This is a genomic window from Candidatus Formimonas warabiya (genome assembly GCF_002777255.1).
Classification (GTDB): domain Bacteria; phylum Bacillota; class Dehalobacteriia; order Dehalobacteriales; family Dehalobacteriaceae; genus Formimonas; species Formimonas warabiya.
Genome location: NZ_CP017634.1, coordinates 5908913 through 5931623, shown reverse-complemented (window position 1 = coordinate 5931623; position 22711 = coordinate 5908913). Strand labels below are relative to the sequence as shown.

Annotated in this window: 18 protein-coding genes; 2 read left to right on the top strand and 16 right to left on the bottom strand. The window is 48.5% G+C overall.

The features are described from left to right. Positions 1-110 precede the first annotated feature (110 nt). From DCMF_RS26685 to DCMF_RS26635, 11 genes are all read right to left on the bottom strand, one after another. Positions 111-1529 (bottom strand): trimethylamine methyltransferase family protein, encoded by a 1419-nt coding sequence (locus DCMF_RS26685; protein WP_418219613.1) that lies wholly within the window; start codon positions 1527-1529, stop codon positions 111-113. A gap of 124 nt (positions 1530-1653) precedes the next feature. After that, positions 1654-2973 (bottom strand): ABC transporter substrate-binding protein, encoded by a 1320-nt coding sequence (locus DCMF_RS26680; protein ID WP_148137257.1) that lies wholly within the window; start codon positions 2971-2973, stop codon positions 1654-1656. Positions 2974-3167: 194 nt separating this feature from the next. Continuing rightward, the gene (locus DCMF_RS26675) at positions 3168-3875 is read right to left on the bottom strand and encodes an ABC transporter ATP-binding protein (RefSeq protein WP_148137256.1); all 708 of its coding nucleotides are present in this window, start codon (positions 3873-3875) and stop codon (positions 3168-3170) included. Positions 3876-3928: 53 nt separating this feature from the next. After that, positions 3929-4651 (bottom strand): ABC transporter ATP-binding protein, encoded by a 723-nt coding sequence (locus tag DCMF_RS26670; protein ID WP_148137255.1) that lies wholly within the window; start codon positions 4649-4651, stop codon positions 3929-3931. Between the two features lie 35 nt (positions 4652-4686). Beyond that, positions 4687-5748 carry a branched-chain amino acid ABC transporter permease gene (locus DCMF_RS26665; protein ID WP_148137254.1) on the bottom strand — a complete coding sequence of 354 codons (1062 nt, stop codon included), beginning with the start codon at positions 5746-5748 and terminating at the stop codon, positions 4687-4689. Positions 5749-5774: 26 nt separating this feature from the next. Next, a complete protein-coding gene (locus DCMF_RS26660) occupies positions 5775-6677 on the bottom strand; it encodes a branched-chain amino acid ABC transporter permease (protein WP_148137253.1) in 903 nt (300 codons plus the stop codon). Between the two features lie 47 nt (positions 6678-6724). Further along, positions 6725-7573, bottom strand: a complete 849-nt coding sequence (gene panB, locus DCMF_RS26655) for a 3-methyl-2-oxobutanoate hydroxymethyltransferase (RefSeq protein WP_148137252.1) — start codon at positions 7571-7573, stop codon at positions 6725-6727. Positions 7574-7595: 22 nt separating this feature from the next. Continuing rightward, positions 7596-8984, bottom strand: coding sequence for a trimethylamine methyltransferase family protein (locus DCMF_RS26650; RefSeq protein WP_148137251.1), 1389 nt, complete (start codon positions 8982-8984; stop codon positions 7596-7598). Between the two features lie 34 nt (positions 8985-9018). Further along, a complete protein-coding gene (locus tag DCMF_RS26645) occupies positions 9019-9810 on the bottom strand; it encodes an aspartate/glutamate racemase family protein (RefSeq protein WP_148137250.1) in 792 nt (263 codons plus the stop codon). 47 nt (positions 9811-9857) lie between these two features. Next, the gene (locus DCMF_RS26640) at positions 9858-11360 is read right to left on the bottom strand and encodes a trimethylamine methyltransferase family protein (protein WP_148137249.1); all 1503 of its coding nucleotides are present in this window, start codon (positions 11358-11360) and stop codon (positions 9858-9860) included. 109 nt (positions 11361-11469) lie between these two features. Further along, positions 11470-12693, bottom strand: coding sequence for an NAD/NADP octopine/nopaline dehydrogenase family protein (locus DCMF_RS26635; RefSeq protein ID WP_148137248.1), 1224 nt, complete (start codon positions 12691-12693; stop codon positions 11470-11472). A gap of 321 nt (positions 12694-13014) precedes the next feature. Here DCMF_RS26635 and DCMF_RS26630 point away from each other — a divergent pair, with 321 nt between their 5' ends. Together DCMF_RS26630 and DCMF_RS26625 are read left to right on the top strand one after the other, a co-directional pair. After that, the gene (locus DCMF_RS26630) at positions 13015-14490 is read left to right on the top strand and encodes a sigma-54 interaction domain-containing protein (RefSeq protein ID WP_148138091.1); all 1476 of its coding nucleotides are present in this window, start codon (positions 13015-13017) and stop codon (positions 14488-14490) included. 200 nt (positions 14491-14690) lie between these two features. Continuing rightward, positions 14691-16064: a PP2C family protein-serine/threonine phosphatase gene (locus DCMF_RS26625; RefSeq protein ID WP_148137247.1), complete on the top strand. Its 1374-nt coding sequence runs from the start codon at positions 14691-14693 to the stop codon at positions 16062-16064. Between the two features lie 19 nt (positions 16065-16083). Here DCMF_RS26625 and DCMF_RS26620 read toward each other — a convergent pair whose 3' ends face one another. From DCMF_RS26620 to DCMF_RS26600, 5 genes are read right to left on the bottom strand one after another with little or no spacing between them, the layout of a single operon-like run. Continuing rightward, positions 16084-16914, bottom strand: a complete 831-nt coding sequence (locus tag DCMF_RS26620; RefSeq protein ID WP_148137246.1) for an FAD binding domain-containing protein — start codon at positions 16912-16914, stop codon at positions 16084-16086. Continuing rightward, the gene (locus DCMF_RS26615) at positions 16914-17387 is read right to left on the bottom strand and encodes a (2Fe-2S)-binding protein (protein WP_148137245.1); all 474 of its coding nucleotides are present in this window, start codon (positions 17385-17387) and stop codon (positions 16914-16916) included. The genes DCMF_RS26620 and DCMF_RS26615 overlap by 1 nt, the downstream gene beginning before the upstream one ends. 22 nt (positions 17388-17409) lie before the next feature. Next, positions 17410-19731: a xanthine dehydrogenase family protein molybdopterin-binding subunit gene (locus DCMF_RS26610; protein WP_148137244.1), complete on the bottom strand. Its 2322-nt coding sequence runs from the start codon at positions 19729-19731 to the stop codon at positions 17410-17412. A 3-nt stretch (positions 19732-19734) separates the two neighbouring features. Continuing rightward, positions 19735-21009 (bottom strand): MFS transporter, encoded by a 1275-nt coding sequence (locus DCMF_RS26605; RefSeq protein ID WP_148137243.1) that lies wholly within the window; start codon positions 21007-21009, stop codon positions 19735-19737. Then, on the bottom strand, positions 21006-22703 hold the full coding sequence (locus tag DCMF_RS26600; protein WP_148137242.1) for an AMP-binding protein: 1698 nt from the start codon (positions 22701-22703) through the stop codon (positions 21006-21008). The genes DCMF_RS26605 and DCMF_RS26600 overlap by 4 nt, the downstream gene beginning before the upstream one ends. Between the last annotated feature and the right edge of the window lie 8 nt (positions 22704-22711).

The following is a 22711-nucleotide window of genomic DNA, read 5'->3' as shown; positions in this document are numbered from 1 at the left end:
AGAGGTGCAAAGTCTAAGGCACTTGCTCATCCCACACAAACTGAAAGAAGCGAGGAGTACCTCGCTTCTTTCAGTTGATTTTATGTGATGGGGGGGGGTTAATGAAAGAGTCAGCCTACTTTTTTTAATAAATCACGATCGACTTCAATCTCATTCGCTAAATAATGCATCAATTTCGACTTTATTTCCCCATCAAGCTCAGGACTTTTATATTCCTGAAGCATTTTCTCTTTTTTTCTCCGGATTTTTTCTAAAAAAAGGTCATCAGGGGGAGAATCTTCCCGCACTACTCCCCGCAAACTTATTTCCGGTATCCAGGATGCGCTGCGGCAGTTTTCCAGGGTATGCTGGGATGTTAAAAATTCTCCCCCGGGTCCCACCTGGTGGATCCAATCTACGGCCAAATCATTTTCCGATAGGCTTAACCCTTCGAGGAAATATTTAACCATCCCCATGATTTCCAAATCTACGATAAACTGCTCATAGGACATGGCGCCATAACTATCTAATACTCCGGCACTATGGAGAATAAAATCGGGTCTTTCCAAACAGCTACCCAACATGGCCATCATACTTTCAAATCCACTCTGGGCCGATACATATTTGGCATCCGTATTTGCTCCGCCGCAGCGGCTGGGCAGCCCATATAATTTTGCCAGCCGGGCCGAATAAACCATCCCTAAGGCACACCCGGGAGAACCAATGGAAACAGAAGCTGATTGCATGTCCAGGGTGGTAGGCTGTAAACCATATACCACAGGGGTTCCTTCATTAATCATCTGGGTTAGAGCAATACCGGCCAAAGCCTCTGCATTGCCCAGAGCCAGGTTGCCTGCCAAAGTAACAGGTCCGGTCGCTCCTGCCATTGGTCCAGGTGAGATGATGAGCGGTTGATTATGCTGGGTACATACGAGCATCGTCTCAAGAGCGATCTGATCAAATCGCAGGGGGCTGGTGCTATTGATCAAAGTCAAAATGCGCGGTTTTTCCAATAAGGCGTCTTGACCAAATAAAATTCCCGCTAAATCCATCATTTTAAGAACCTCGAGGGTACTCCCCGGTATGCCCATTAAGCATTTGTCCGAGTGGATCATGGTGGAGTAAATCATCAGAGGGAGGAATTGTTTGGGAGTCAAATCCCAGGGCTGAACCACTAAACCTCCGTTAATGTGAAAATAGCTACTTTGCTGAACCAGTTTTAAAAAGGTGCAATAATCATGATAGGTTGCGGCTCTTTTTTTTCCGTCAATTTCGATCATGGAGGGGCAGCCATAACCAGGGGCAAATTCTGTTTTTCCCCCTCCAAGCACCATATCATTTTGAGAATTTCTCGCGTAGATGGTAAAAACTTTGGGGGCCTTCATCACCCACTTCATCACCTGATCCTCTTGAAAAAAGGCCCGATCTCCCAAAATCTTGATGCCTAGTTTCCCCGCCATCTTCAGAATCTCCGCATGGTGGATGCTAATTCCTGTCTGCGCTAAAATTCTCATGGAAGCTTCATGGATTGACTTTAATGGCTGGTCCAACGCCAACACCTCTTCTCATTCCATCCCTAAATCTTTAAATCCCGAACAGGATCATGGATTTTTTTCAAAGTAAGATGCGAGGCACCGGGTAAAAATTTTTTACCCGGTACCTCGCCCTTTATTCTTATTTGAGGTTATCAGGAATCGCTAAGTCTCCTTCTTTCCAGGCATCCGGCCAAATAATCTTCCCTTGTCCGTCAAAGTACTGGATCACCGGGAAGATATAGTGCTCTTGATCCACCACAGGATCCGGGAAAGTTTCCGGGGTATACTTATATTCTTTCATAATGATCCCGTCGGTATAGGTCAGCTTACCGGTCATGACCTGCTCTTCGGCACATTTGGCAAAGCTTTCCGTCGTTAAATCACCATAGGTATCCAAAGTCGTCTGCATCACTTTGATAAAGTAATTCGCCCAGTCATAGCAGAGGCCGCCGGAAGAAGCGCCCGGCTCAAAACCGTATTTCGCTTTGAAATCATCCCGGAATTTTTTCGCTTTATCCGTTGTCCACTGAGGAATCTGGTCCAAAACATAGTCAGAAGCGTCTCCGGTGAGACCATACCATTCTCCCACCCAGCCAAGGCCGTCGGATATAATTAAGCTTTTCAGGCCAACTTCCCGTGTCTGCTTAATAAAGGCAGATACCGAGGGGGGATCGGACATGGAACCTACCGCCAAAGAAACGTCGGATTTCTTCAGTTTGGTAAGCAGGGGATAGAATTCCGTTTCTCCCAAACCAACCCATTCTTTCGTGACCACATTCCATCCGGCATCGGTAAACTGCTTCGCCACGGCTTCTCCAAAGCTTCTGCCCCAGTCGTTGTCCACGCCGTAAACAGCCACATTCTTATTTTTTGGCGTCCATAGACCTTTTTCCACCGCTTCCGTAACCGTATCCACATAGGCAATACTTAACAGGGAGGGCGTCGGCCAGGCTTTTCCCACCCAATATTTATATTTTTCCGGATCCTGCTCATATTTTTGATTCACCACTTCCGTAGCGCCAAAACTGAAGAAGTGAGGCATTTTATATTTTGCCGCTACATCCATGCAGGAAACAGACACCCAGCTGTGCCAGTCCATAAAGCCTACGGTAATCTTATCCTTGACGATGGCCTGTTCGTAAGCCCGGGCCCCTTTTTCCGCGTCAGACTCGTCATCAACCCAGACAAATTCTACTTTGTAGTCACCGACCTTGTTGCCGATCTGGTCAAAAGCCATCTGGATGGCCCCTTTAAACTCTTCCCCTACCCGGGATGCCGGGCCGGTAAAAGGACCAATCACGCCCACTTTGACAACCTTCTCTCCACCTTCGGGGGCAGTCCCTTCATTTTCCCCCTGCTGCTGCTGTCCGCATCCCACAACCAACAAACTGATCGCCATTAATACGAGAAAAGCTACCATTATTTTTCGGGCTTTTATGAAACTTGTTATTCCTTTCATTAATCAAAACCCCCTTTTTTCTCTTTTTAGTAGAAATGACTAAACAGCATCCACCCTTACCCTGATTTCTCCCCTCCCTTCATTAGTAGTCTCCTTTCCCTGAATCTGTCTGTATGACTTCAGCCAACCTCCTTTTCCCCTGTCAATTTTAACGATCGGATATCAAACCGGCTAAACCCTTGGGTAATTGATCCTTAGGCAATGCCCAGATACATTTTTCGCACATGATCATTACTGGACAATTCTGCGCTGCTGCCTGCCATGGCGATTCTGCCCTGCTCCATCACATAGGCCCGGTCCGCTACCTTTAAGGTCGTGTTCACATTCTGCTCCACAATCAGTGTGGTCACCTTTTCTTTGCGCAGTTTCGCGATGGTTTCAAAGACTAACAATACGTTTTGGGGCGATAATCCCATGGAGGGTTCGTCCAACATAATCATTTTGGGACCGGACATAAGCCCCCGGGCAATGGCCAGCATCTGGCGCTCTCCCCCGCTCATGGTCCCGGCCAGCTGTTTTTTTCGTTCTGCCAACCGGGGAAACAGGGTGTATATATAGTCTAAGGTTTGGGTGATCTTATTCTTGTCTTTCACGGTATACGCGCCCATGAGCAGGTTCTCCAGCACTGTCATGGCGGGAAACAGGTTCCGTTCTTCGGGGACAAATACCAAACCCAATTTGACCAGCTCATTGGTTGTGGTGCCGGTGATATCTTTGCCATTAAAATGGATCTTTCCGCTCTTTGGTTTTAAGATGCCCATGACCGTCTTCAAGGTGGTGGTCTTCCCCGCCCCGTTCGGACCTAAGATAGCGACCACTTCACCCTCATTGATCCGAAAGGATATGTCCCATATGACCTGGAGGTAGCCATAACCCACATTGACGTTTTTTAATTCCAGCACATTTTTCCCTCCTCTTTCCTGAATATCTCCGGGAGATGTCTTTTGCGCCCAGGTTAAAGCAGATAATTTTCGCCCAGGTATGCCTTGATTACTTTTTCGTTCTCCGTAATTTCTTCAGGTGTGCCTTCCGCCAGCTTTTCCCCGAAATAGAGCACGGAAATGCGGTCGCATACATCCATAATCAGCTTCATCAGGTGCTCTACGATGATAATGGTAATACCCATATCACGTATCCTGCGGATTAAGGCGGTAATGTCGTTTAGCTCTCCCGGGGTTAACCCTGCCGCCACTTCGTCCAATAATAGCAGATGGCAGTTGGTGGCCAGAGCCCGGGCCATTTCCATTCTTTTTAATTGGATAGTATTTAAATTTTGGGCGAGCAGGTCATGGCTGAGGGGGAATTCCACAAAATCCAATAATTCCTCTGCTCTTCGGGCCGCCTTCTCCCTGCTTTGTTTACCGCCAAAAATCCCCCCCACCATCACGTTTTCCCGCACCGTCATTTGGGGAAAGGAGCGCACGATTTGATAGGTTCTAGCCATTCCGGCATGACAGATTTTATCTGCTCTGTACCCGGTGACATCCTTGCCGGTGAAAATTACTTTTCCGCTCTCCGGCGCGTAAGTCCCGGCAATGGAATTGAGGAAGGTGGTCTTTCCGGCCCCGTTCGGTCCGATTAATCCAAAAATTTGCCCTTTTTCTACCTGGAGGGAAACCTCTTTTACGGCCTGCAATCCGCCAAACCGTTTACAAACCTTTTCCGTCTCTAAGATCATTGTTTCCACCCGCTTTTTGTAAAATATTTTATCCTTTATAAGGTTCCCGTACTGTCTGTCTTCTCTCTTTCACTCGGCCTGTCTTTATCCGCTCCAAATAATTTGGCGAAAAGATTTCTTTTGCATGCCAGAGCAACCAGACTCTGCCAAAGCCCGGCCAAACCTTTGGGATAAAAGATCATCACAAGAATCATCAAGGCGCCGTACATAATGAGGCGCAGTTCCATCAAGTCTTTCAGGTATTCCATGGCCGGAATCATCAGCATGGCGCATGCCAGCCCTCCCCAAATTGTCCCCCGGCCGCCGATATAGGCAATCGCCATCATCTCCACGGTATGGCTGGTATGCATGACTTGGGGGGTCAAAACACCGATGTAGTGGGCATAAAATCCCCCAATAAGGCCGGCCATCCCGCAAGAGATAGTAAAGTTCAGCACCTTGTATTTAGTGGCATTGATTCCTGAGGAGGCTGCGGCTTCCAAGTCCTGTCCAATGGCCCGGAAGGCCATGCCCACATTGGATTTGGTAATGTAGGTCAACACCAAATAAATCAAAATGACTATGGCAAACATCACATAGTAATAAGGAAGGTTTTCCACCGTGTCAAAAAGGGCTTTCACCGTCATCCCGGAGTTCCCTCGCGTCAGTTCCACCCAGTTTGCCGCTACCGACATCATGGCCAGAGCCACGAACCAGGTCATACAGGAGGCAAAGATTCCGCCCAATCTGATCGTGAGCAGGCCCAGACCAAATCCCAGTATGGCCGCTAAAATTGCCCCGCAGATCATGCCCAGCCAGGGAGACATCCCTATTTTGTCTGCCAGAATCGCCGATGTATAGGCTCCTAACCCCCAAAAGGCCGCATAGCCGAAGTTGCAGATATTGATATAGCCGGCAGTAAAGTCAAAGGACATGGCCAGGGCGCCGAACATGAGACTGGAAATTAAGAGCCGGATCATAAATTCGTCCTGAATCAAGATGGGGGCAAAAGCCAGAATTAACAGCAGAGCTGCCCCGAAGGGGGTAATTCCAAATTTATGCAGGCAGTTCTTCAGAACTCCCTTGCCGAGCCCTGTTTCTATTTTGTTGCTTTCCATTCGTCATCTCTCCCACTTGTAATCTTCTATTCTACCGCACTCTTGACGCCTTTTTTGCCAAATATCCCGTTTGGCTTAAAGAGCAGAATCAGGATGATGATGGTCAAGCTAATAACATCCTGCCAGCCGGCCCCAAATTGGAAGTATGAGATCGTTTCCAGCAAGCCCACGATCAGCCCCCCCACAATACTGGCGCCCACGTTCCCCATGCCGACCAGGATTAAAACAAACCATGATTTATAGAGCGGGTTGACGCCCATGACCGGGTAGGCCGGAGTAATGGATAAAAGGCAGGCTCCGGCTAAGGCGGCCATCATACAACTTAGGGCAAAGGTTAACGTATGAATCATTTTCAGGTCTACGCCTACTAAACTGGCCCCGGTCTCATCCTGGGATACGGCCCGGATCGCCCGGCCGATCCTGGTTTTGTTCAGAAAGTACACAAAGGCGGCAATGGCGAATACGGCAATGAAAAATCCCACCACCCGGTCATTGGCGATTTCCATGCCGCCGGATCCCAGCTTAATCCTTCCCGGCCAGTAGGCCGTAATGCCCCGGTAGGTAGATCCCCAGAGCAGTTTCACCCCGTTTTGCAGGATGATGGATACGCCCAGGGTGAGCAAGAAGGTATTCATCAGCCAATCCTTTTTGCTGCGTTGCCGGAGCGGATAAAAAAGGCTTTTTTCTACAATGGCGCCGACGATAAAGGCCAACAATCCTGCCACCACAATACTGATAATGGGATTCATGCCAAAGGTGGAAAAAGCAAAAAAGGCAAAGTAGGCGCCAATCATATAAAACTCTCCATGGGCAAAGTTAGCGATGTTCATCACCCCGAATACCAGGGAGAGACCGATTGCCATTAATGAATAGAGTCCTCCCCGTAATATGGCGGTAACCAGTACATCCCAATACTGCAATATGTCCACTGTCCTGTCCCCCTTTTGTTCAGTTTCAGAAAGCCGCTGCCTGTCCCTTAGGCAAACTCTCTGAACATCTTTTCAAATTCCTCGATGGGTTCTAAAATGTGGTAAACATGTTCATCAGCAGGAAATCTTCCGGTCCGGACATCATCGGCATAGTCTTTAAACGCATTGATTTCTATTTCCGCCACATTGGCATACTTTTTCACAAATTTTGGTGTAAAGGCCTGGAACATCCCCAGCATATCGCCGCAAATAATTAACTGGCCGTCGGCAGGTCCGGCGCCGATGCTGTAAACCGGGATCTCCAGCTTCTTTTGCATAAACCCGGTCACTTCGGGAGGAACCGCCTCCACTAAAATGGCATAGGCCCCCGCCTCCTGAACCGCCAAAGCATCTTTGATCAAGGCCCGGGCATTTTTTACATCCCGGCCCTGAGCGAGAAAACCGCCCAATTGTCCGGAACTTTGAGGGGTCAAACCAATGTGGCCGATCACCAGGATGCCGGCATCGGTAATCGCTTTGATCCGGCTGGCGACGCGCTGCCCGCCTTCCAGTTTGACACAATCTACATCCGCTTCTTTGATAAAGCGCCCGGCATTGGCAACAGCATCCGCATCCGATATCTGGTACGACATAAAAGGCATATCCCCTACGATCCAGGTATTGGGCGCTCCCCTGCGCACAGCTTGACAATGAGAAATACAATCCTCCATGGTCACCGGATTGGTTCCTTTGTATCCTAAGACAACCATGCCTAAGGAATCTCCCACCAGGATCATGTCAATGCCGGCTTGCTGGGCAAAAGACGCCATGGGAAAATCATAGGCCGTAACCCAGGTAACCGGTTCTCCCTCTTTTTTCATGCGCATAAAATCGACGATACTTTTCTTTTTCCCCATCTTTCTAATCTCCCTTCACTTTTTACAAATACTCCCTCAACGACTGCTCCTGTTCTTTGGTCAGGTCCGGTTCCGCATACTGGCCCAACCTTTGTTCCACCAACCGGCCCCCTTTTTGCTCCAGGGTTAAAGCGCCCTCTTTTTCCCACTGGGCAAACCCCTCCCGGGAAAACAAGGGAGGAATGTACTGTTCGGTGCGAAAATGGGCTGCGGTATGAGATTCCCCCAGGAAATTCGCACCGGGACCCAGATGCTGAATCATATCTAAAGCCACCAACGCATCATTGATCTCAAAACCGGCCCCAAATCGCTTCACGATGCCCAGGGTCTGCTCATCGATGAGAAACTTCTCGTAGCTTAGGGTATGAAAAGACTCTAAAATGCCGCAGGATTGCAGGATAAAATCTACCCCGCCCATCAGGGCAGGCATGATCGTCAGCATGGACTCCAGGCCGGCCTGCATATCAGGCACCTTGGCATCGGTCAGGCAGCCTCCCGACCGGCAGGGAATCCCATAATATTTGCTTAATTGCGCCGCGGCCAGGGTGATCAGCCCTGTTTCCGGCGCGCCGATGGCGGGAGAGGCATAGCGCAAGTCACAGGCCGTGGAAGTGTTTCCGTAAATAACGGGCAAGCCCGGACGGATTAACTGGCTGAACACAATCCCGGCCAGGACCTGGGCATTATCAACGACCAGAGTCCCGGAAAGACTCACCGGACTGGTCGCTCCCGGCAAAGAGCAAGGAGTAATTAACACCGGTTGGCCAGCTTCAGCATAATCCATCATATGGTTGATCATTTGCGCATCATAGACCAGGGGAGAAATGGGACTGATGATCCCCAATAACCGGTTTTCTTGCCAGCCGCCATAAAATCTTTCCACTAAATCAAAACAACTGCGGGTCAATCCCTCGCCCATGGTAATGCCGGTCAATGGTTTGGTAGAGTACTTTAAACAAGCCGCCACCTGATGCATCTTTCTTTTTTCCGGAAGAATGTCCTGGGGCTCCACCATGATATAATTGGTAACCCCGAGCACCGTACTGGTTTCCGTGAGCTTGATAAAATTGATAAAGTCCTCATCCTGGGCCAAATACTTCTTGGCTCCCCTGCGCACATAGACCGGACCGGAAGCGGAGGCAAAGACGGCATCCTCTCCCCCTACCCGTACATCCTGATCCTTTTCCCGGCCATGTAACACAAAAGATTCCGGCACGGAAGACAAGGCCTGGTGCACAAGCTTTTCGGGAATAAAAACCGTCTCCCCCTCGACTTTGGCCCCATGCTTTTGAAAAAGGTGACGGCCTTTGTCATGCTGAAACCTCAGTCCCACCCTGGACAAAACATAGGCCGTCGCCTCATGCAGCTTTTCCACTTCTTCTGACTTTAAAAAATCCTGTCTCGGTCTCATTCACATCAACCCTTTCCTGCCCCGAAAAATCACCTTACACGTGACCGTAATAATCCCGGTGCGCTACCACGGAAAAAGCATAATCCAGAAGGGTGCCCCAGCTAAACACGGGAAGGTCCACTTCGCGCTGAATGGCCCGGGCAAAGGGCTGCATCCCGGTACATTCCAGCATGATCGCGCCGATCCGGGGGTAAGCTTTGATAAAATCTTTGGCCGTTCGGATCATTTGCTCCTCAGCCTTGGCGTAATACGCTTCCGGAAATTCCGGCCGCTTCAAAGGATTCCATAAATTATCGAACTCGGAACACCCGTATTCATCCTGGGCGCCGGCAATCACGTAATTGCTTCCCGCCTGCACGCCTACATTGCGCAAATGTTCCTCACTGAGATACTGCTTCTGGGCACAAATAATTCCCACCAGCTTCTGGGGACCAATTACTTGTTGAATAAAGGGCACCTGCAATAAACTGGACATAAATACCGGTACGTCCACCGCCGCCGCCACATCTTTCTGAAAAAAGGCAAAATATCCGCATTCAGCGGCAACCGCCCGGCACCCCAGCCGTTCCAATTTTTTTGCCGCTGCAATCACCGCTTCCCGGCATTGGCCCGGGTTCTCATCATAAACCAGGGTCTTATTTGTCACCCCTTCCGCAATTTCATATTGAATGGGGTAATTGAAAGCACTGGCATTGCGCACGTCACCCGGGAAACCGGGATAGGCGTCATTCAAAAGAATAATTCCCAGCCCCATGCCGTAGCACACATGGTTTTTCCGGGCCCGAATATAATTGATGCCTAAATCATGACCTTGCCAAAAAATCATCTGTTATGTCCCCTCCTTTTCTCTCCGACCGCCTCAATTTTTCCGGACTATTTGATGGATAGGCCAAGCTTTTCCTCCCACTTCTCCAGGTCTTTTAATACGGCGGAGTCCAGTTGAGGAACTTGATGATCTTCCACAATGTTTTTGATCTTCTTTTTAATCTTATCGCGCACCTCAGAGAAATGACCGTTCTGCATTTTACGGCTGAACAGGCTGGGATACCAGACTTTTTTGAAATTTTCACTGGTATGGAGTTCGGTCAGATAATGGCCTCCCGGCCCTACCTTTTCAATGACATCAAGGGCAAAGTCTTCTTCGCAAACATCTACCCCTTGGGCGTAATACTTTAAGCCTTCAATAATTTCGTCGGCCAAAACCACCAATTCAGGAGAAACACTGTTGCAGTGGTCCATCACCCCCACATCATGAATGATATGGGCTTTGCTTAAAATGGTGGAGAAAATCTCCATCGTCGCCTCTGCCACCGCTTGCTCGTCAAGGACCTTGGCATCAGAACAACCGGCCGTGCCATAAAAGGGCAGCCCATAATAAGAAACCAGATCAGCCATGGCGGCAATCCCTAAATGGAACTCCGGCGCCGCATAGCTGCCGATGGTGGTACGCATATCGAAAATAGACGGCATGGCGCCGTAAATAAAGGGAGCCCCTTCACTGACGAGCTGCGTAATGACTAATCCGGTGAGCGCCTCGGCATTGCATTGGGCCAGGGTGGCTCCCATACTCATGGGAGATGTGCCCCCCATCATACAATAGGGCATATAAACAAAAGGAATCCGGTTTTCCGCACTGATATAGATTTTTTCCGTACTTTCTACCGGGTGGGTCAGGGGGGGAATCGGCTCGCAATAGTTGAAAATAAAGGGCTTTTCCTGCAATTTATCCAGACCGCCCGCCACCGTGGCCGCAATGTTGATCACATCCTTCAGGGAGTCCACGTCATTAGAAGAAAAATTAATGGTTTTGCTGAAATTTTTCACGGTCTCCATAAAAGTGCTTTGGGTTTGGATCCTGGGATCAACATCAGCCGTCATGCCCACAGACAGGACAAAGAAAATATTGGGCAGATAATCGGCAACCTTGCACATGGTTTGAATATCTTTTTTGAGAAACTTGCGCACCTGGTTTGTAAAGGGGTCCACCAATTCCAGCTGGTCCGCATGGGTGCCGAAATAAACCTGGTTTCCCCTCTTTAGGGTCGGAGAAGCCTCCCGGCCTGCTGCCGCCCCTTCCGGACAGGCTTCCTGCTCCCCGGCCTTGTTGATCATCATGGAAGGCTCCCCTTGCCGGGTATAGAGAATCAACTCTTTGGGTGCACTCTTAAGCGCTTTTTCCACCAGCTTTTCCGGGATCTGCATCAAGCCGTCGGCCGTCACGGTCACTCCGTTTTCTTTCAGTAATTTGATGGTCCGGTCCCCGCTGATGCGCATGCCCACTTTTTTCATTAAATACAAGCTTTTTTCATGAATCTTTTCGATCTTTTCTTGATTAAGAACCGAAAATGCAATATTCCGCTTCATCGACGCTGCCATGGTGTTACTCCTTTCTTCTATATCAACGCTACCTAAAGCCTATCTATTTCAGATTGGTGGAAAGGAGAAAAGCCGCTCTCAGCCTTTCTCCTTTCTGAAAGGCCGGAATTTATTCTTCTTGATAGATTCCCTCGCGGAGATAAGCATTCATCGCTTCCTTGTCCATATGGCCAATACCCAAGTAATCCAGGGTATACCCCAATTGATAAAAATCTCTTTGCAGCATGGCGGAAGCCAGGTTAATCATGGAATCCACCACCGGCGTGGGCACACCGAATTTCTTGCCCAGTTCATGGTAAATATGGCAGCCTACGGGAATGTCTTCCGTGATATATCTGTTTTCCATGGTGAAGGGGCCGGTGCCCCACTGGATATAGTCCTGCTGGTCAAAAGGTATAATATAATTTTCCCCCATGTATTCAGGCCCTAAAATGTTTTCCCGGGAGAAAAACTGCTTTTTCTCAAAGGGCTGGATTCCTACGCCCATGGCTTCTGCCAGAGCACATTCCTCCCGATAGAAAGAATACTGTACCTCGGAAATGGATGGGCAATATGCATGAGAGTAAATCCCATAATCATACTTGTTTTCCCCGTAGATGACGCCCCAGTTTTCCATCACGCCCACGCCCAAAATCGTGCCCGGGCAGTGAAGCACCGGGTTCACATTACTAAAGCCCGTATCCATGCAGGTATCACCGGCAACAGCACCCTGCCCCTTGGTGACCGCATCCATGGAAGGCATGTATTTGGCGCTTTCCAAGAAAGCTTCCGTATCACAGGCGGGCAGTGCGGCCCCTCTTAATGTAATGGCCCGGTAATAAACCCGAATCTTAGGCAGAATCACGCTCCCTTTGATTTCCACCCGGCTGCCGTAAGTAGAACTGGACCAGCCGCCGATAATCACTTTTTTGGTGCATCCGGCTTCCCGCATCATCTTGCGCAAAATTAACGAACCGTAATTATCGGGGAAAATATGGATCACCATGCCGTCTTCCAGGGCCGGAATCAATTTTTCGAAAAAGGGTTTGTGTCCTACCGCCGGCGTGGTCACCACGACCAGACCCGCTCCTTTGACGGCCTCTGCCACATCAGTAGTAACCAGTTCCATGATCGCTTGGCCGGAACGTTCAAACCCGTAAAGGTTCAGCTGATCGCCAAAGAATTTAATGCCGGTTTCTTTTATCCCAAACAAGGTCTTTTCCGCAAAGGGAGGCAAATCACAAATCCGCACTTTCGCGCCGCCCAGGGCACAGTCCCCGGCAATTGCCTTTCCCACTGCTCCTGCTCCCAAGACTGCAATGGGCTTTTCCTTCAAATACGTCATGTTCTGCATTTACGTGTCCTCCTTAAAAATAATAAAAATTAGGATTGTGGCAACAAACTTAAGCAAATTGCATGCCACTTGCCGTTATAAGAAAATTCAACTTGTTTAATCAGGAAAAACCAAATAAAATAAAGGAAAAACGACCCTTTGGCCCAACTTAAAAATCAGCGGGAAAAATGGAAAAAGGATGTGGGACGGCAGGCACGCAATATTTTTTGCGGGGAAGGAAAAATAATCGGTTTCTGGAATAGGATTGACGGGGAGCAAATTTTTTGGCATGCAGGATTTTTTGACAACATTCTCATTTGTGGAGGAGGTAATACCTTGAGTATGCAACCGGATTTTTGGGAATTTCCCGAAGTAGCCTCAGGAGAATTGTTAGAGCAGCAACTGCACAGTTTACGGAAAGACTCTCCTCTTTTGGCCAAATTTATTGACCTCCTGGACGTATGCATTCACGCCATTGATAAAAACGGCAACACCATTTTTTATTCCAAAGGCACGGAGATGCTGGAAAACTTCGAGGAAAGGGATGTGATCGGAAAGCCTATTTCGGAAATCTATAAAATTGACGGCAAAGCCAAAATCGATGAGAAAAACAGCATGGTTTTAAAAGCGTTAAAAACGGGACAGCCCTTAAAGAACCAGCATATGACCTATTTTGTTTCCGAAACAAAAAAGGTTGATGTCATTACCAATGTTTATCCCATTTATGCGGGCAAGGAGGTTGTGGCCGCAGTGGCCGTTTTCCACGACATCACCCAGGCGAAACAGATGTCGGAAAAAATTATGGAACTGCAAAAATCCCTTTTCCAGCAAAAGGCAAACAGCAACGGCACCCAATATTGCTTTGACCAGATCATTGGACCGGGACAGGCGATGCAGGAGACCATCAATATTGCCAAAAAAGTGGCCTTAAATTATTCTCCCGTTCTGATTCAAGGGGAAACAGGAACCGGAAAAGAATTGTTTGCTCAAAGCATCCACAACGCCAGTCCCTTAGCAAAAGGGCCTTTTGTGGCCGTGAATTGTGCGGCGATTCCTGAAACACTGCTGGAAAGTGTTCTTTTTGGCACCAGCAAAGGAGCCTTCACCGGAGCCATCGAAAAACCCGGATTATTTGAAGAAGCCCAAAACGGCACCTTGTTCCTGGACGAAATCAATTCCATGGACATGCACCTGCAGACAAAGCTTTTGCGCGTTCTCCAAACAAAGACCATCATGCGCGTGGGCAGTAACAAAAGCATTCCTGTGAATGCCCGCATCATCAGCGCCATCAACATGGACCCCAAAGAGGCCTTAGATAAAAACCTGCTCAGAAGCGATATTTATTACCGTTTATCCGTGGTTAATTTGGTCATACCTCCCCTGAGAGAGCGTTCAGATTGCCTCCTGGCCTTAACGGACCATTTCATTAAGCAAAACAACAAAATCATGGGCAAAAACATCGAAGGTTTGTCCAAAGAAGTATCAAACATGTTTAAACGCTACAACTGGCCGGGAAATGTGCGGGAATTGGAACATGCCGTAGAGCATGCCATGAATTTGGCCGAAGACCCGGAAAAAAATCTGGGCCTATATCAATTGCCTCCCTATCTGAAAAACAAGTTCGAAAGCCACCGCTCTCTTCCCAAGGACCTATCTGTGAAGAATCTGAAGCAAACCCTGCTCAAATATGAAAAAGAAATCATTGCCGCCAAGCTGAAAAGCAACCAAGGTAACATTACCCAAACGGCAAAAGAATTAAATGTGTCCAGACAACATTTACAATACCGCCTCAAACGGTTAAAGATCAAAGAGGCCTGAATGATACGGGTTTCCCTCATAAGGGGAACTCTTTTTTTGATTTCTGCCTGAGTTGGGTAAATTTTTTTACTCCATCCAGGCATCTTGTAGGATTTACCAGAATAAATGTCGAAATGAAAAAATTAATAATCCCATTGATCATAAGAGGTAGGCAGACTCTATTTCCTGATGAACCTAGGGTAAAGGAGGACGGTAAGTCCATGAAAACGATCATCGAACTTGTGATCGCCTTGGTAAACAGCATGTCGGTAATTATGGTCCTTACTTATGTTTTAACCCGGAGCAGTTTTTACGGAGAAATCATGGCAAAGAAATTTTCCCCACGTAACCAGGTGTTACTGGTGTTAATTTTCGGCGCCTTTTCTATTTACGGAACACTGGGCGGTATGGAACTGCTGGGGGCCATTGCCAATATTCGGGATTTAGGTCCTACCATTGCCGGATTGATCGGTGGGCCTATGGTCGGATTAGGGGCCGGTCTCATCGGTGGCTTGCACCGTTTCACCCTGGGCGGGTTTACCTGCTACTCCTGTTCCTCGGCCACAGTACTGGCCGGATTGATCGGCGGTGGGGTTTATCTGCTGCGCAAAGGAGCATTTCCCAGTATCAAAGGGGCTGTTTTACTGTCTGTTGCTATAGAAATCATCCACTTCGGCCTGGCACTATTGATCAGCAAACCTTTTTCCCAGGCCCTTACGCTGGTGAAGCAAATCTTTTTTCCCATGATTTTGGCCAACGGAGCCGGCATGGCCGTATTTGCCTTTATGCTCACCAATCTGGTTAAAGAAAGAGCTACGGAAAACGCGAAACGGCAAATCGAAGGAGAACTGCACGTAGCCCGGGAAATTCAAATGAGCATTGTCCCCCGCATCTTTCCCCCCTTCCCGGAAAGAGCGGAATTTGAGATTCACGCCCTTTTGGAACCGGCAAAGGAAGTGGGCGGGGACTTCTATGACTTTTTCTTCATCGACGAACACCATCTCTTTTTTGTGGTCGGTGATGTTTCCGGCAAAGGAGTCCCTGCTTCCCTTTTTATGGCGGTAACGCGCACCCTGCTGCGGTCCAGAACTGCTGCGGGAAGTAGCCCCCATGAAATACTGGATGCTGTAAATAATGAGCTGTGCCGGGATAACGATACCGGCATGTTTGTCACCATTTTCTGCGGCATTTTGGACACAAATTCCGGGGAAGTGTTCTATAGCTGCGGCGGCCACGATTTGCCCTATCATCTTTCCCCATCGGGCATTGCCCCCTTGGCCCCGGCCAAAGGCCCCGCTCTGGGCGCCATGGACGGCATTCTTTATCAACAACAAAGTATAATCCTGCAGCCCGGGGACACATTAATTCTCTATACCGACGGCGTTACGGAAGCAATGAGCAAATCAGGACAATTCTGGGGTAAAGAAGGCTTGCTTCAATCATTGCAGAATGCCCCCCGGCGCCCCGCTGCCGGTATTACCGGTAAGATCCTTCAGGACCTGCGCTTCTTTGCCCGGGATACCGCCCAATACGACGATATCACTCTTTTGGCCTTGACATTTACCGCGCGGAGAGGAGAAGCGGCCGGAGAATAACTCCTTATTCCGCAAGTAATCAACCCAATAGCTTCAACAGCAAATTTCCCGCCGATTTTTTTCGGTAATCCGCGGAAGCCCTGATATCGTCAATGGGTGCCAGACCTTTGATCACCATCTCTTTAGCTTCTTTCAATACTTTTTCACTGAGGGGTTTTCCCACAAGCCATTCCTGAACTTCAGGAAAAACCATGACTTTAGGTCCTACACTTCCCCAGGCCAATTTTATTTCTCTTAAAATTCCTTCGACATCTGTTCGCCAGATCGCGGCAAGGCTCGCTACAGCTATAGCCAGGGCTTTCCTGTGACCTATCTTGAAAAAACCACAACTCCCTCCTTGCGATTTCAAAGGAATAACCACACCGCCCAGCATTTCGTCTTGCTCTAGTGCAGTGCATCGGGGGCCGGTAACAAACTCATCAATAGGTAATCGCCGGTTTCCTCTTTGAGAGAATACTTCCACCTGGGCCTCCAGAACATAAAGGGCAGGAATGGTATCCCCGGCAGGAGATGCCGTACAGATGTTTCCCCCGATGGTACCGGCATGGCGGATCGGTGGTGAGCCCAATACGGATAGTGCCTCCCACAATACGGGGAGCTCTTCTTTAACGATCATACTGTCCAAAAGTGACTGGTGGGTCAATGCTGCACCAATCCAGATTTCCCTCTCCTCTTTTTTAATGTGATGCAGTTCTCCGACTTTTTCCAGGCAGATTAGTACCCGTGGTCTTATCTTCCTGTTGGCAATTTGCACCAAAAGGTCGGTTCCTCCTGCCATCAGTTCCCCATCCGGGTATTTCACCCACATGTCCCAGATCTGATCCAGCTTTTCCGGAAATAAAACCTCCATTACATCTCACGCTCCCTCATCACATGGAGCACACCTTCTACAGCATCGACAATCTTTTGATATCCGGTACAACGGCAAAGATTGCCGCTTAATCCTGTCCTGATTTCCTCCCGGGAAGCCTCCGGATTGCGTTTGATTAAATCCACCGCGGCAAGAACCATACCAGGCGTACAGAATCCGCATTGCACTGCGCCACTGTCAACAAAAATCTTCTGCACTATCTGAAAATCTTCACTCTTTGCAATTCCTTCGATGGTTGTCACAGCGTGTCCTTCAAGTTGAGCAGCCAGCATCAAGCAGGAAAGACGGCTCTCCCCATCCAGCAGAATGGTACACGCACCGCATTCACCGGCCCCGCAGCATTCCTTGGTCCCTGTTAGCCCAAGATCCTCGCGTAGCAAATCCACGACACGCCGGTCCCCACTTGTCTGAATTTTAATCTTTTCACCATTTAGCAAAAATGTTATTTCCATTCCAAAGCACCTCACCCTATACTCACCTTGCGCACTCCAAACCTGCCTGTCTCAGAGCTTCCAATACACGTTCCTCATTCATCGGGCTCTCTTTAATTCGCCTGCCCGTAATCTCAAAAATGGCATTTCCCACGGCGGGAAGCACTCCGACCAGCCCAATTTCCCCCGCCCCCTTCATTCCAAAAGGCCCATCTTTCTCTGCCAGCGCCAGTGTGATGGTCCGCATAGGAGGAATGTCCAAAGAGGTGGGTAGCACATAAGTTGAAAAATCTTTGGTTAAAACTTTCCCCTCCGAAATGATAAAGTGTTCATAAAGGGCATATCCCAACCCTTGTGCCGCCGCTCCCTCAATTTGCTGCTCCAGTAAAATGGGATTAATGACACGTCCTGCATCAATACAGGTCAAGACATCGTCCACCGTGACTTCTCCTGTCCGGGTATCTATGTGCAGCCTGACCACCTGGGCCCCGAAAGAATAAACTCTGTGCGGATAACCGTGCACGCTGAGGTTTTGTCCGGAAGGTATGGTTTGAAGATTCGTGGGACACGTATAGCTAGATACCGCCATACGTTCTGATGCATCCATCATAGCAGCAATCTTTTCCAGGGGAACTTCATGACCGGTAGGCAGGTGGTGTACCCGTCCCGGGAGAAGTGTCAACTCTTCTTTTTTTACCTGCCCCAGGGTCTGAAACGTCAGCATTAATCCGGCCCGGTCCAGAATGCGTTCAGAAAGAATTTTTGCCGCGCCCATCAAGGCATTGCCAAAGGTAAAGGTAGTCCGGCTTGCCGATGACGAGCCCGAAGGCAGCGTTTTTTTTGTGTCCGGCAGTACCAGGGTAAGACGGTCAAAGCCTTGACCCAAAATATCCCCCGCCATCTGCAGGTACGTTGTCGCATTACCTTGTCCCATATCCACGACACCCACATAAATGACAAAACAGCCCTGCAGATCAAGTTCAATCTTAGCATTTGCATTATCGGGAACCACCGGTCCAAAACCCTGTGCGTGGTGCATTGCGGCCATACCGACACTGCGCCGGGTAAATGGCGGTGCACTATTGATCCAGCTTTTCCGGTCTTTCCATTCAGGGCATGACGCTACGGTTTCCAGGCATGCCGTAAGGCCAACGGATTGGGTCATCACCACGCCGGCCGAATTTTTCTCACCCTGTTTTACCGCATTGATCAGGCGAAATTTCAGGGGGTCAAACCCGGCAGCTTTGGCCAATTTATCTATGGCCTGCTCAATCCCTGCTGTGACCTGGGGAACGCCAAAACCGCGAAACGCCCCCGCCGGAAGGTGATTGGTATATACTGCCTTACCATCAATGATCACATTGGGAATCCGGTAAGGCCCTCCGGCATGTTCCATCGCTAGGGCCAATACCTCTCCGCCAAGGGAGGCATAGGCTCCCGTATCCATCAAAATAGTGCAGCAAAGTGCCGAAAGTTGCCCTTTTTCATCACATCCTAGTGTGAGGGAAATCTCCGTGGCATGCCGTTTTGTCCCTGTTACCGTGCTTTCTTCCCGCGATAACTGTATCTTAACGGGCCTTCCGTGGGAATGGAAAGCCGCCAAAGCCAGATAGCCCTGGATCGTGATGCCGTCCTTGCGGCCAAACCCCCCGCCAAGAAAAGGTGCCATTATCCGGATCCGTTCTGGTGCTATTCCCATGGCATGGGCCAGCTCCAAACGATCCCGGAAAGGACTCTGTGTGGATGCAGTGATCACCAGGGTACCATCTTCCTCAAGCCAAGCTACACCTGTTTCCGTTTCCAGGCAGGCATGCTCTTGACATCCTAACTTTAATTCAACCTCTACCTTATGGACGCACGCCAAAAGGGCCTCTTTAACACTGCCAAATTCGATCTTCCCCGCTAAAAGAACATTGCCATCCTTCCGCTCCTCATGTACTTTGATAGAGTTTTCAGCCAGAGCATCCGGAAGGGAAAACACCGGAGGCAGCAACTCATACCCAACCTCAATACCGGCAAGCGCCTGATCCAGAATCACCTTGTTTTCGGCAACAACTAAGGCTACAGCATCCCCAATATAGCGTACTTTATCTTCGGCAAGGATGGGCTGGTCCTTAATCATAATGCCCAGCCTGTTTGAACCCTTTATTTCTTGGTGAGTCAGCACGGCAACCACACCGGGTATCTCTTCTGCCTTGGAGGTATCAATATTCAAAATCCGGGCATGCGCATAGGGGGACCTTTTAATTCCTATGACCAGAAAATCTTCCGGGTAATAATCGGCCGCATATTTTTCTGCTCCCGCTACTTTGTTAGCCGCATCCCATCTTACTGTTGATCGCCCAACCTTTAATGGCTCACTCATTCTTCATCCATCCTTAAAGCATTTTTCATTCTCAATAGGTCCTTTATTCTTTACTGCCTCATATGCGGTTTCATCCTTCATCTGATATTTCGGAATCACCAAAAATCCGAAATTCACAATTAACACGGCAACACCATTAAAAATTAGCAGTTGTTTGAGAGAAAATAGATTCAGCAGAAAACCGTTGCATAAAAAAGTCAGCGGAAAACCTGCATAAACCAAAGCAGACATCAGCGCAAAAAAGCGCCCCTTCATTTCATTGCTGACACTCTTCTGATATAAAACCTGCATGGCTGATCCTGACCAGGATATGGCAACTCCCATACAAAACAAACCACAGGCAGCAATCATGGGATTGTCCATCACCAGCAAGGTAAATGCTCCGGCAATCACCCATCCGCCCACAAAGGAACGCCAATAGACATTTCCGCCTTTTTGCATAAAGCTCAAAACAAGGGAAACAACGACAAATCCCCCGGCCATACTTCCTTCCAGTATCGCCACCCAGGTGACCGTCTCGTGGTAGAGAGACTTGACTACCAATGGGATAAAAAACAAAATGGAGGAGGCAAAAAAATTACTGATGGCATAAAGGGCCAGAACATAACCAATCGTACGATTGCCCTTGATCACATAAACAAAACCTTCCCGAAGCTGCGAGAGGTAGGGCTCTTTCTTTTGCCGTTCCGGCTGCCTAAGATTTGTTTTGATATTCCATACGAATAATAGCGACACGGCATACGACAGAGCATTAACAAGCATGGCTCCTTGAACTTGGGCAATGGCGAGAAATATTCCCCCCAAAGTGGCGCCAATGATATTTGACAATTGGAGCACAGAGGAATTAAGGGCTGTGGCCTGAGCCAATTTTTCCCTTCCGGTCAGGTTCTCCAGAGAACTGTTAGCAGCGGCTTCAAATAAGGGCGAAAACATGGAGGTACAAAAAACCAGTATGTAGAGCAAGGGAAGAGATAACCAATCCAACAGATATAAGATTAAAATAATTGAAATCGAAAAAAACCTTGCTATGTCCGCAATGATCATGCAGGTTTTTCTGTTCATCCGGTCTACCAAAGTACCGGCAACAGGGCCAAACAAAACCACAGGAAGAATATTGGACGCCATCAGGATCCCCAAAAGGATCCCGGAATTGCCTTCAGATGATATCACCCACCAGGCAAGGGCAATCGTATAAAACTTATCGCCCACTGCCGAAATAACCCGGCCGAAAAAAAACTTTCTAAAATCCGGGCAGGACATCAGCGGATGGTTGATCATGCTTGTGCTCCCTTCCGGTATTCTAGACTTGCTGTGCTGCTCATTTTTTTACTTTCCCTTTTTTTGTTGATTATTTCTATTGCCTGTTCCCTGAGTTTAAATTTCTGCACCTTACCGCTTGCTGTTTTGGGAAATGAATCTACAAAATAGATAAACACAGGAACTTTAAAATAAGCGATTCTTTCCTTACAATACTTTTTCAGTTCAATTTGTGTTGTCGTTTCATTTTCTTTCAAAATCACAAAAGCAACTGGTTCTTCACCATAGTATTCCGAAGGGATTCCCACTACCTGTGCTTCTTTCACTTTCGGATTGGTCATCAGGTATTCTTCAATCTCTCTGGGAAAGATGTTTTCTCCTCCCCGGATCAGCATTTCCTTGATTCTGCCTACGATGCTGATATTCCCTTCTTTATCAATAACCGCCAGATCTCCGCTGTGGTACCAGCCTTCAGTATTAATTGCTTTTGCAGTCGCTTCGGGCTTATGATAATAACCCTTCATATTGCCTGGGCCTTTGACTAATAATTCACCCATTTCTCCGGCCGGCAGCTCCCGTGCACCGGCAACATCCATGATTTTTACCTCCACTCCTTCAAGGGGGCTGCCTACTGAAATATACTCTGTCCCCTGCACGTGAGTGGTCCGATCTCCTGATATCAGGAGTGTTTCAGTCATGCCTAAAAGGTTCCATATTTCTTTAATGGCTGTTTTCTCCAAAATCCGGTTTGCCGTTTCCGCATATAAAGAAGCACCTGCCGAAACTGCTTTGGTTAAGGAAGACATACCCTCCTTTAAATTTTCCAATACTTCCAGCCACCCGATAAACATGGTCGGTGTTCCACATAAAACTACTGCTCTGCTTTCCTGGATTGTTTGCAGGATTTCATTCACATAGTACTGTTCGTAAACAATGCAGGCCGTGCCAATATACGCTCCCAGCATAGACATACACATCCCATAGGCATGAAAGAGGGGAAGCGGTAGGCACAGCCTGTCTGCTTCTGTAAAAGCCAGATGCCGGGCAAGTGCACGGGTATTGATAAGAATATTTGCATGGGATAACATGGCACCTTTCGGCTCTCCCGTCGTCCCTGAAGTGAACAAAATTAAGGCCGTGTCTTCAGGTCTTACTTGTTTTTTCCTATCCCCAAAAGCATGCCCCTCGATTTTCTTGGCTGCTTCCATTACCTCCGCCCACATCAGCATACCCGGGAGTCTGTTTTCTCCCAAGCCAATCACATAACGAAGCTTAGGAAACCTTTCACTTCTCCATGCCCCCGGGCTCTGGTCCAAAAGCTCGGGACAAAGCCTTCCCATGGTTTCGATATAATCATTTGCACCGCCCTGATTGTCTGCGATAAACAAGGCCACCACATCGGTTTGTTTCAGGGCGAACTCCAGTTCCAGCAGCCGATAACCGGTATTCAGCAGGACTAATGGGGCCCCAATTGCCGCACTTCCGTATTCAAGCGCCAGATACTCCGGACTGTTTGACGCCCAAATGGCTATGTGTTCTCCATGTTGAATTCCCAGTGCCATTAATCCTTTTGCCACCGCCCTTGCCTGCCCATACAATTGTCCATAACTAACATCTACATCTTTTTGGGGAAACAGCAATGCCGAATTTTTTTCTCTTGCCGAAGCATTGTACTCAAGCAAATCCCACAAAGTGGCTTCCTCTGTTTGATACATTCATCTCA

Excerpts from the sequence above, each read along its gene's own strand:
- DCMF_RS26680 (WP_148137257.1), bottom strand. The coding sequence starts at position 2,973 with ATGAAAGGAATAACAAGTTTCATAAAAGCCCGAAAAATAATGGTAGCT.
- DCMF_RS26670 (WP_148137255.1), bottom strand. The coding sequence starts at position 4,651 with ATGATCTTAGAGACGGAAAAGGTTTGTAAACGGTTTGGCGGATTGCAG.
- DCMF_RS26665 (WP_148137254.1), bottom strand. The coding sequence starts at position 5,748 with ATGGAAAGCAACAAAATAGAAACAGGGCTCGGCAAGGGAGTTCTGAAG.
- panB (WP_148137252.1), bottom strand. The coding sequence starts at position 7,573 with ATGGGGAAAAAGAAAAGTATCGTCGATTTTATGCGCATGAAAAAAGAG.
- DCMF_RS26650 (WP_148137251.1), bottom strand. The coding sequence starts at position 8,984 with ATGAGACCGAGACAGGATTTTTTAAAGTCAGAAGAAGTGGAAAAGCTG.
- DCMF_RS26645 (WP_148137250.1), bottom strand. The coding sequence starts at position 9,810 with ATGATTTTTTGGCAAGGTCATGATTTAGGCATCAATTATATTCGGGCC.
- DCMF_RS26640 (WP_148137249.1), bottom strand. The coding sequence starts at position 11,360 with ATGGCAGCGTCGATGAAGCGGAATATTGCATTTTCGGTTCTTAATCAA.
- DCMF_RS26635 (WP_148137248.1), bottom strand. The coding sequence starts at position 12,693 with ATGCAGAACATGACGTATTTGAAGGAAAAGCCCATTGCAGTCTTGGGA.
- DCMF_RS26630 (WP_148138091.1), top strand. The coding sequence starts at position 13,015 with ATGCAACCGGATTTTTGGGAATTTCCCGAAGTAGCCTCAGGAGAATTG.
- DCMF_RS26625 (WP_148137247.1), top strand. The coding sequence starts at position 14,691 with ATGAAAACGATCATCGAACTTGTGATCGCCTTGGTAAACAGCATGTCG.
- DCMF_RS26620 (WP_148137246.1), bottom strand. The coding sequence starts at position 16,914 with ATGGAGGTTTTATTTCCGGAAAAGCTGGATCAGATCTGGGACATGTGG.
- DCMF_RS26615 (WP_148137245.1), bottom strand. The coding sequence starts at position 17,387 with ATGGAAATAACATTTTTGCTAAATGGTGAAAAGATTAAAATTCAGACA.
- DCMF_RS26610 (WP_148137244.1), bottom strand. The coding sequence starts at position 19,731 with ATGAGTGAGCCATTAAAGGTTGGGCGATCAACAGTAAGATGGGATGCG.
- DCMF_RS26605 (WP_148137243.1), bottom strand. The coding sequence starts at position 21,009 with ATGATCAACCATCCGCTGATGTCCTGCCCGGATTTTAGAAAGTTTTTT.
- DCMF_RS26600 (WP_148137242.1), bottom strand. The coding sequence starts at position 22,703 with ATGTATCAAACAGAGGAAGCCACTTTGTGGGATTTGCTTGAGTACAAT.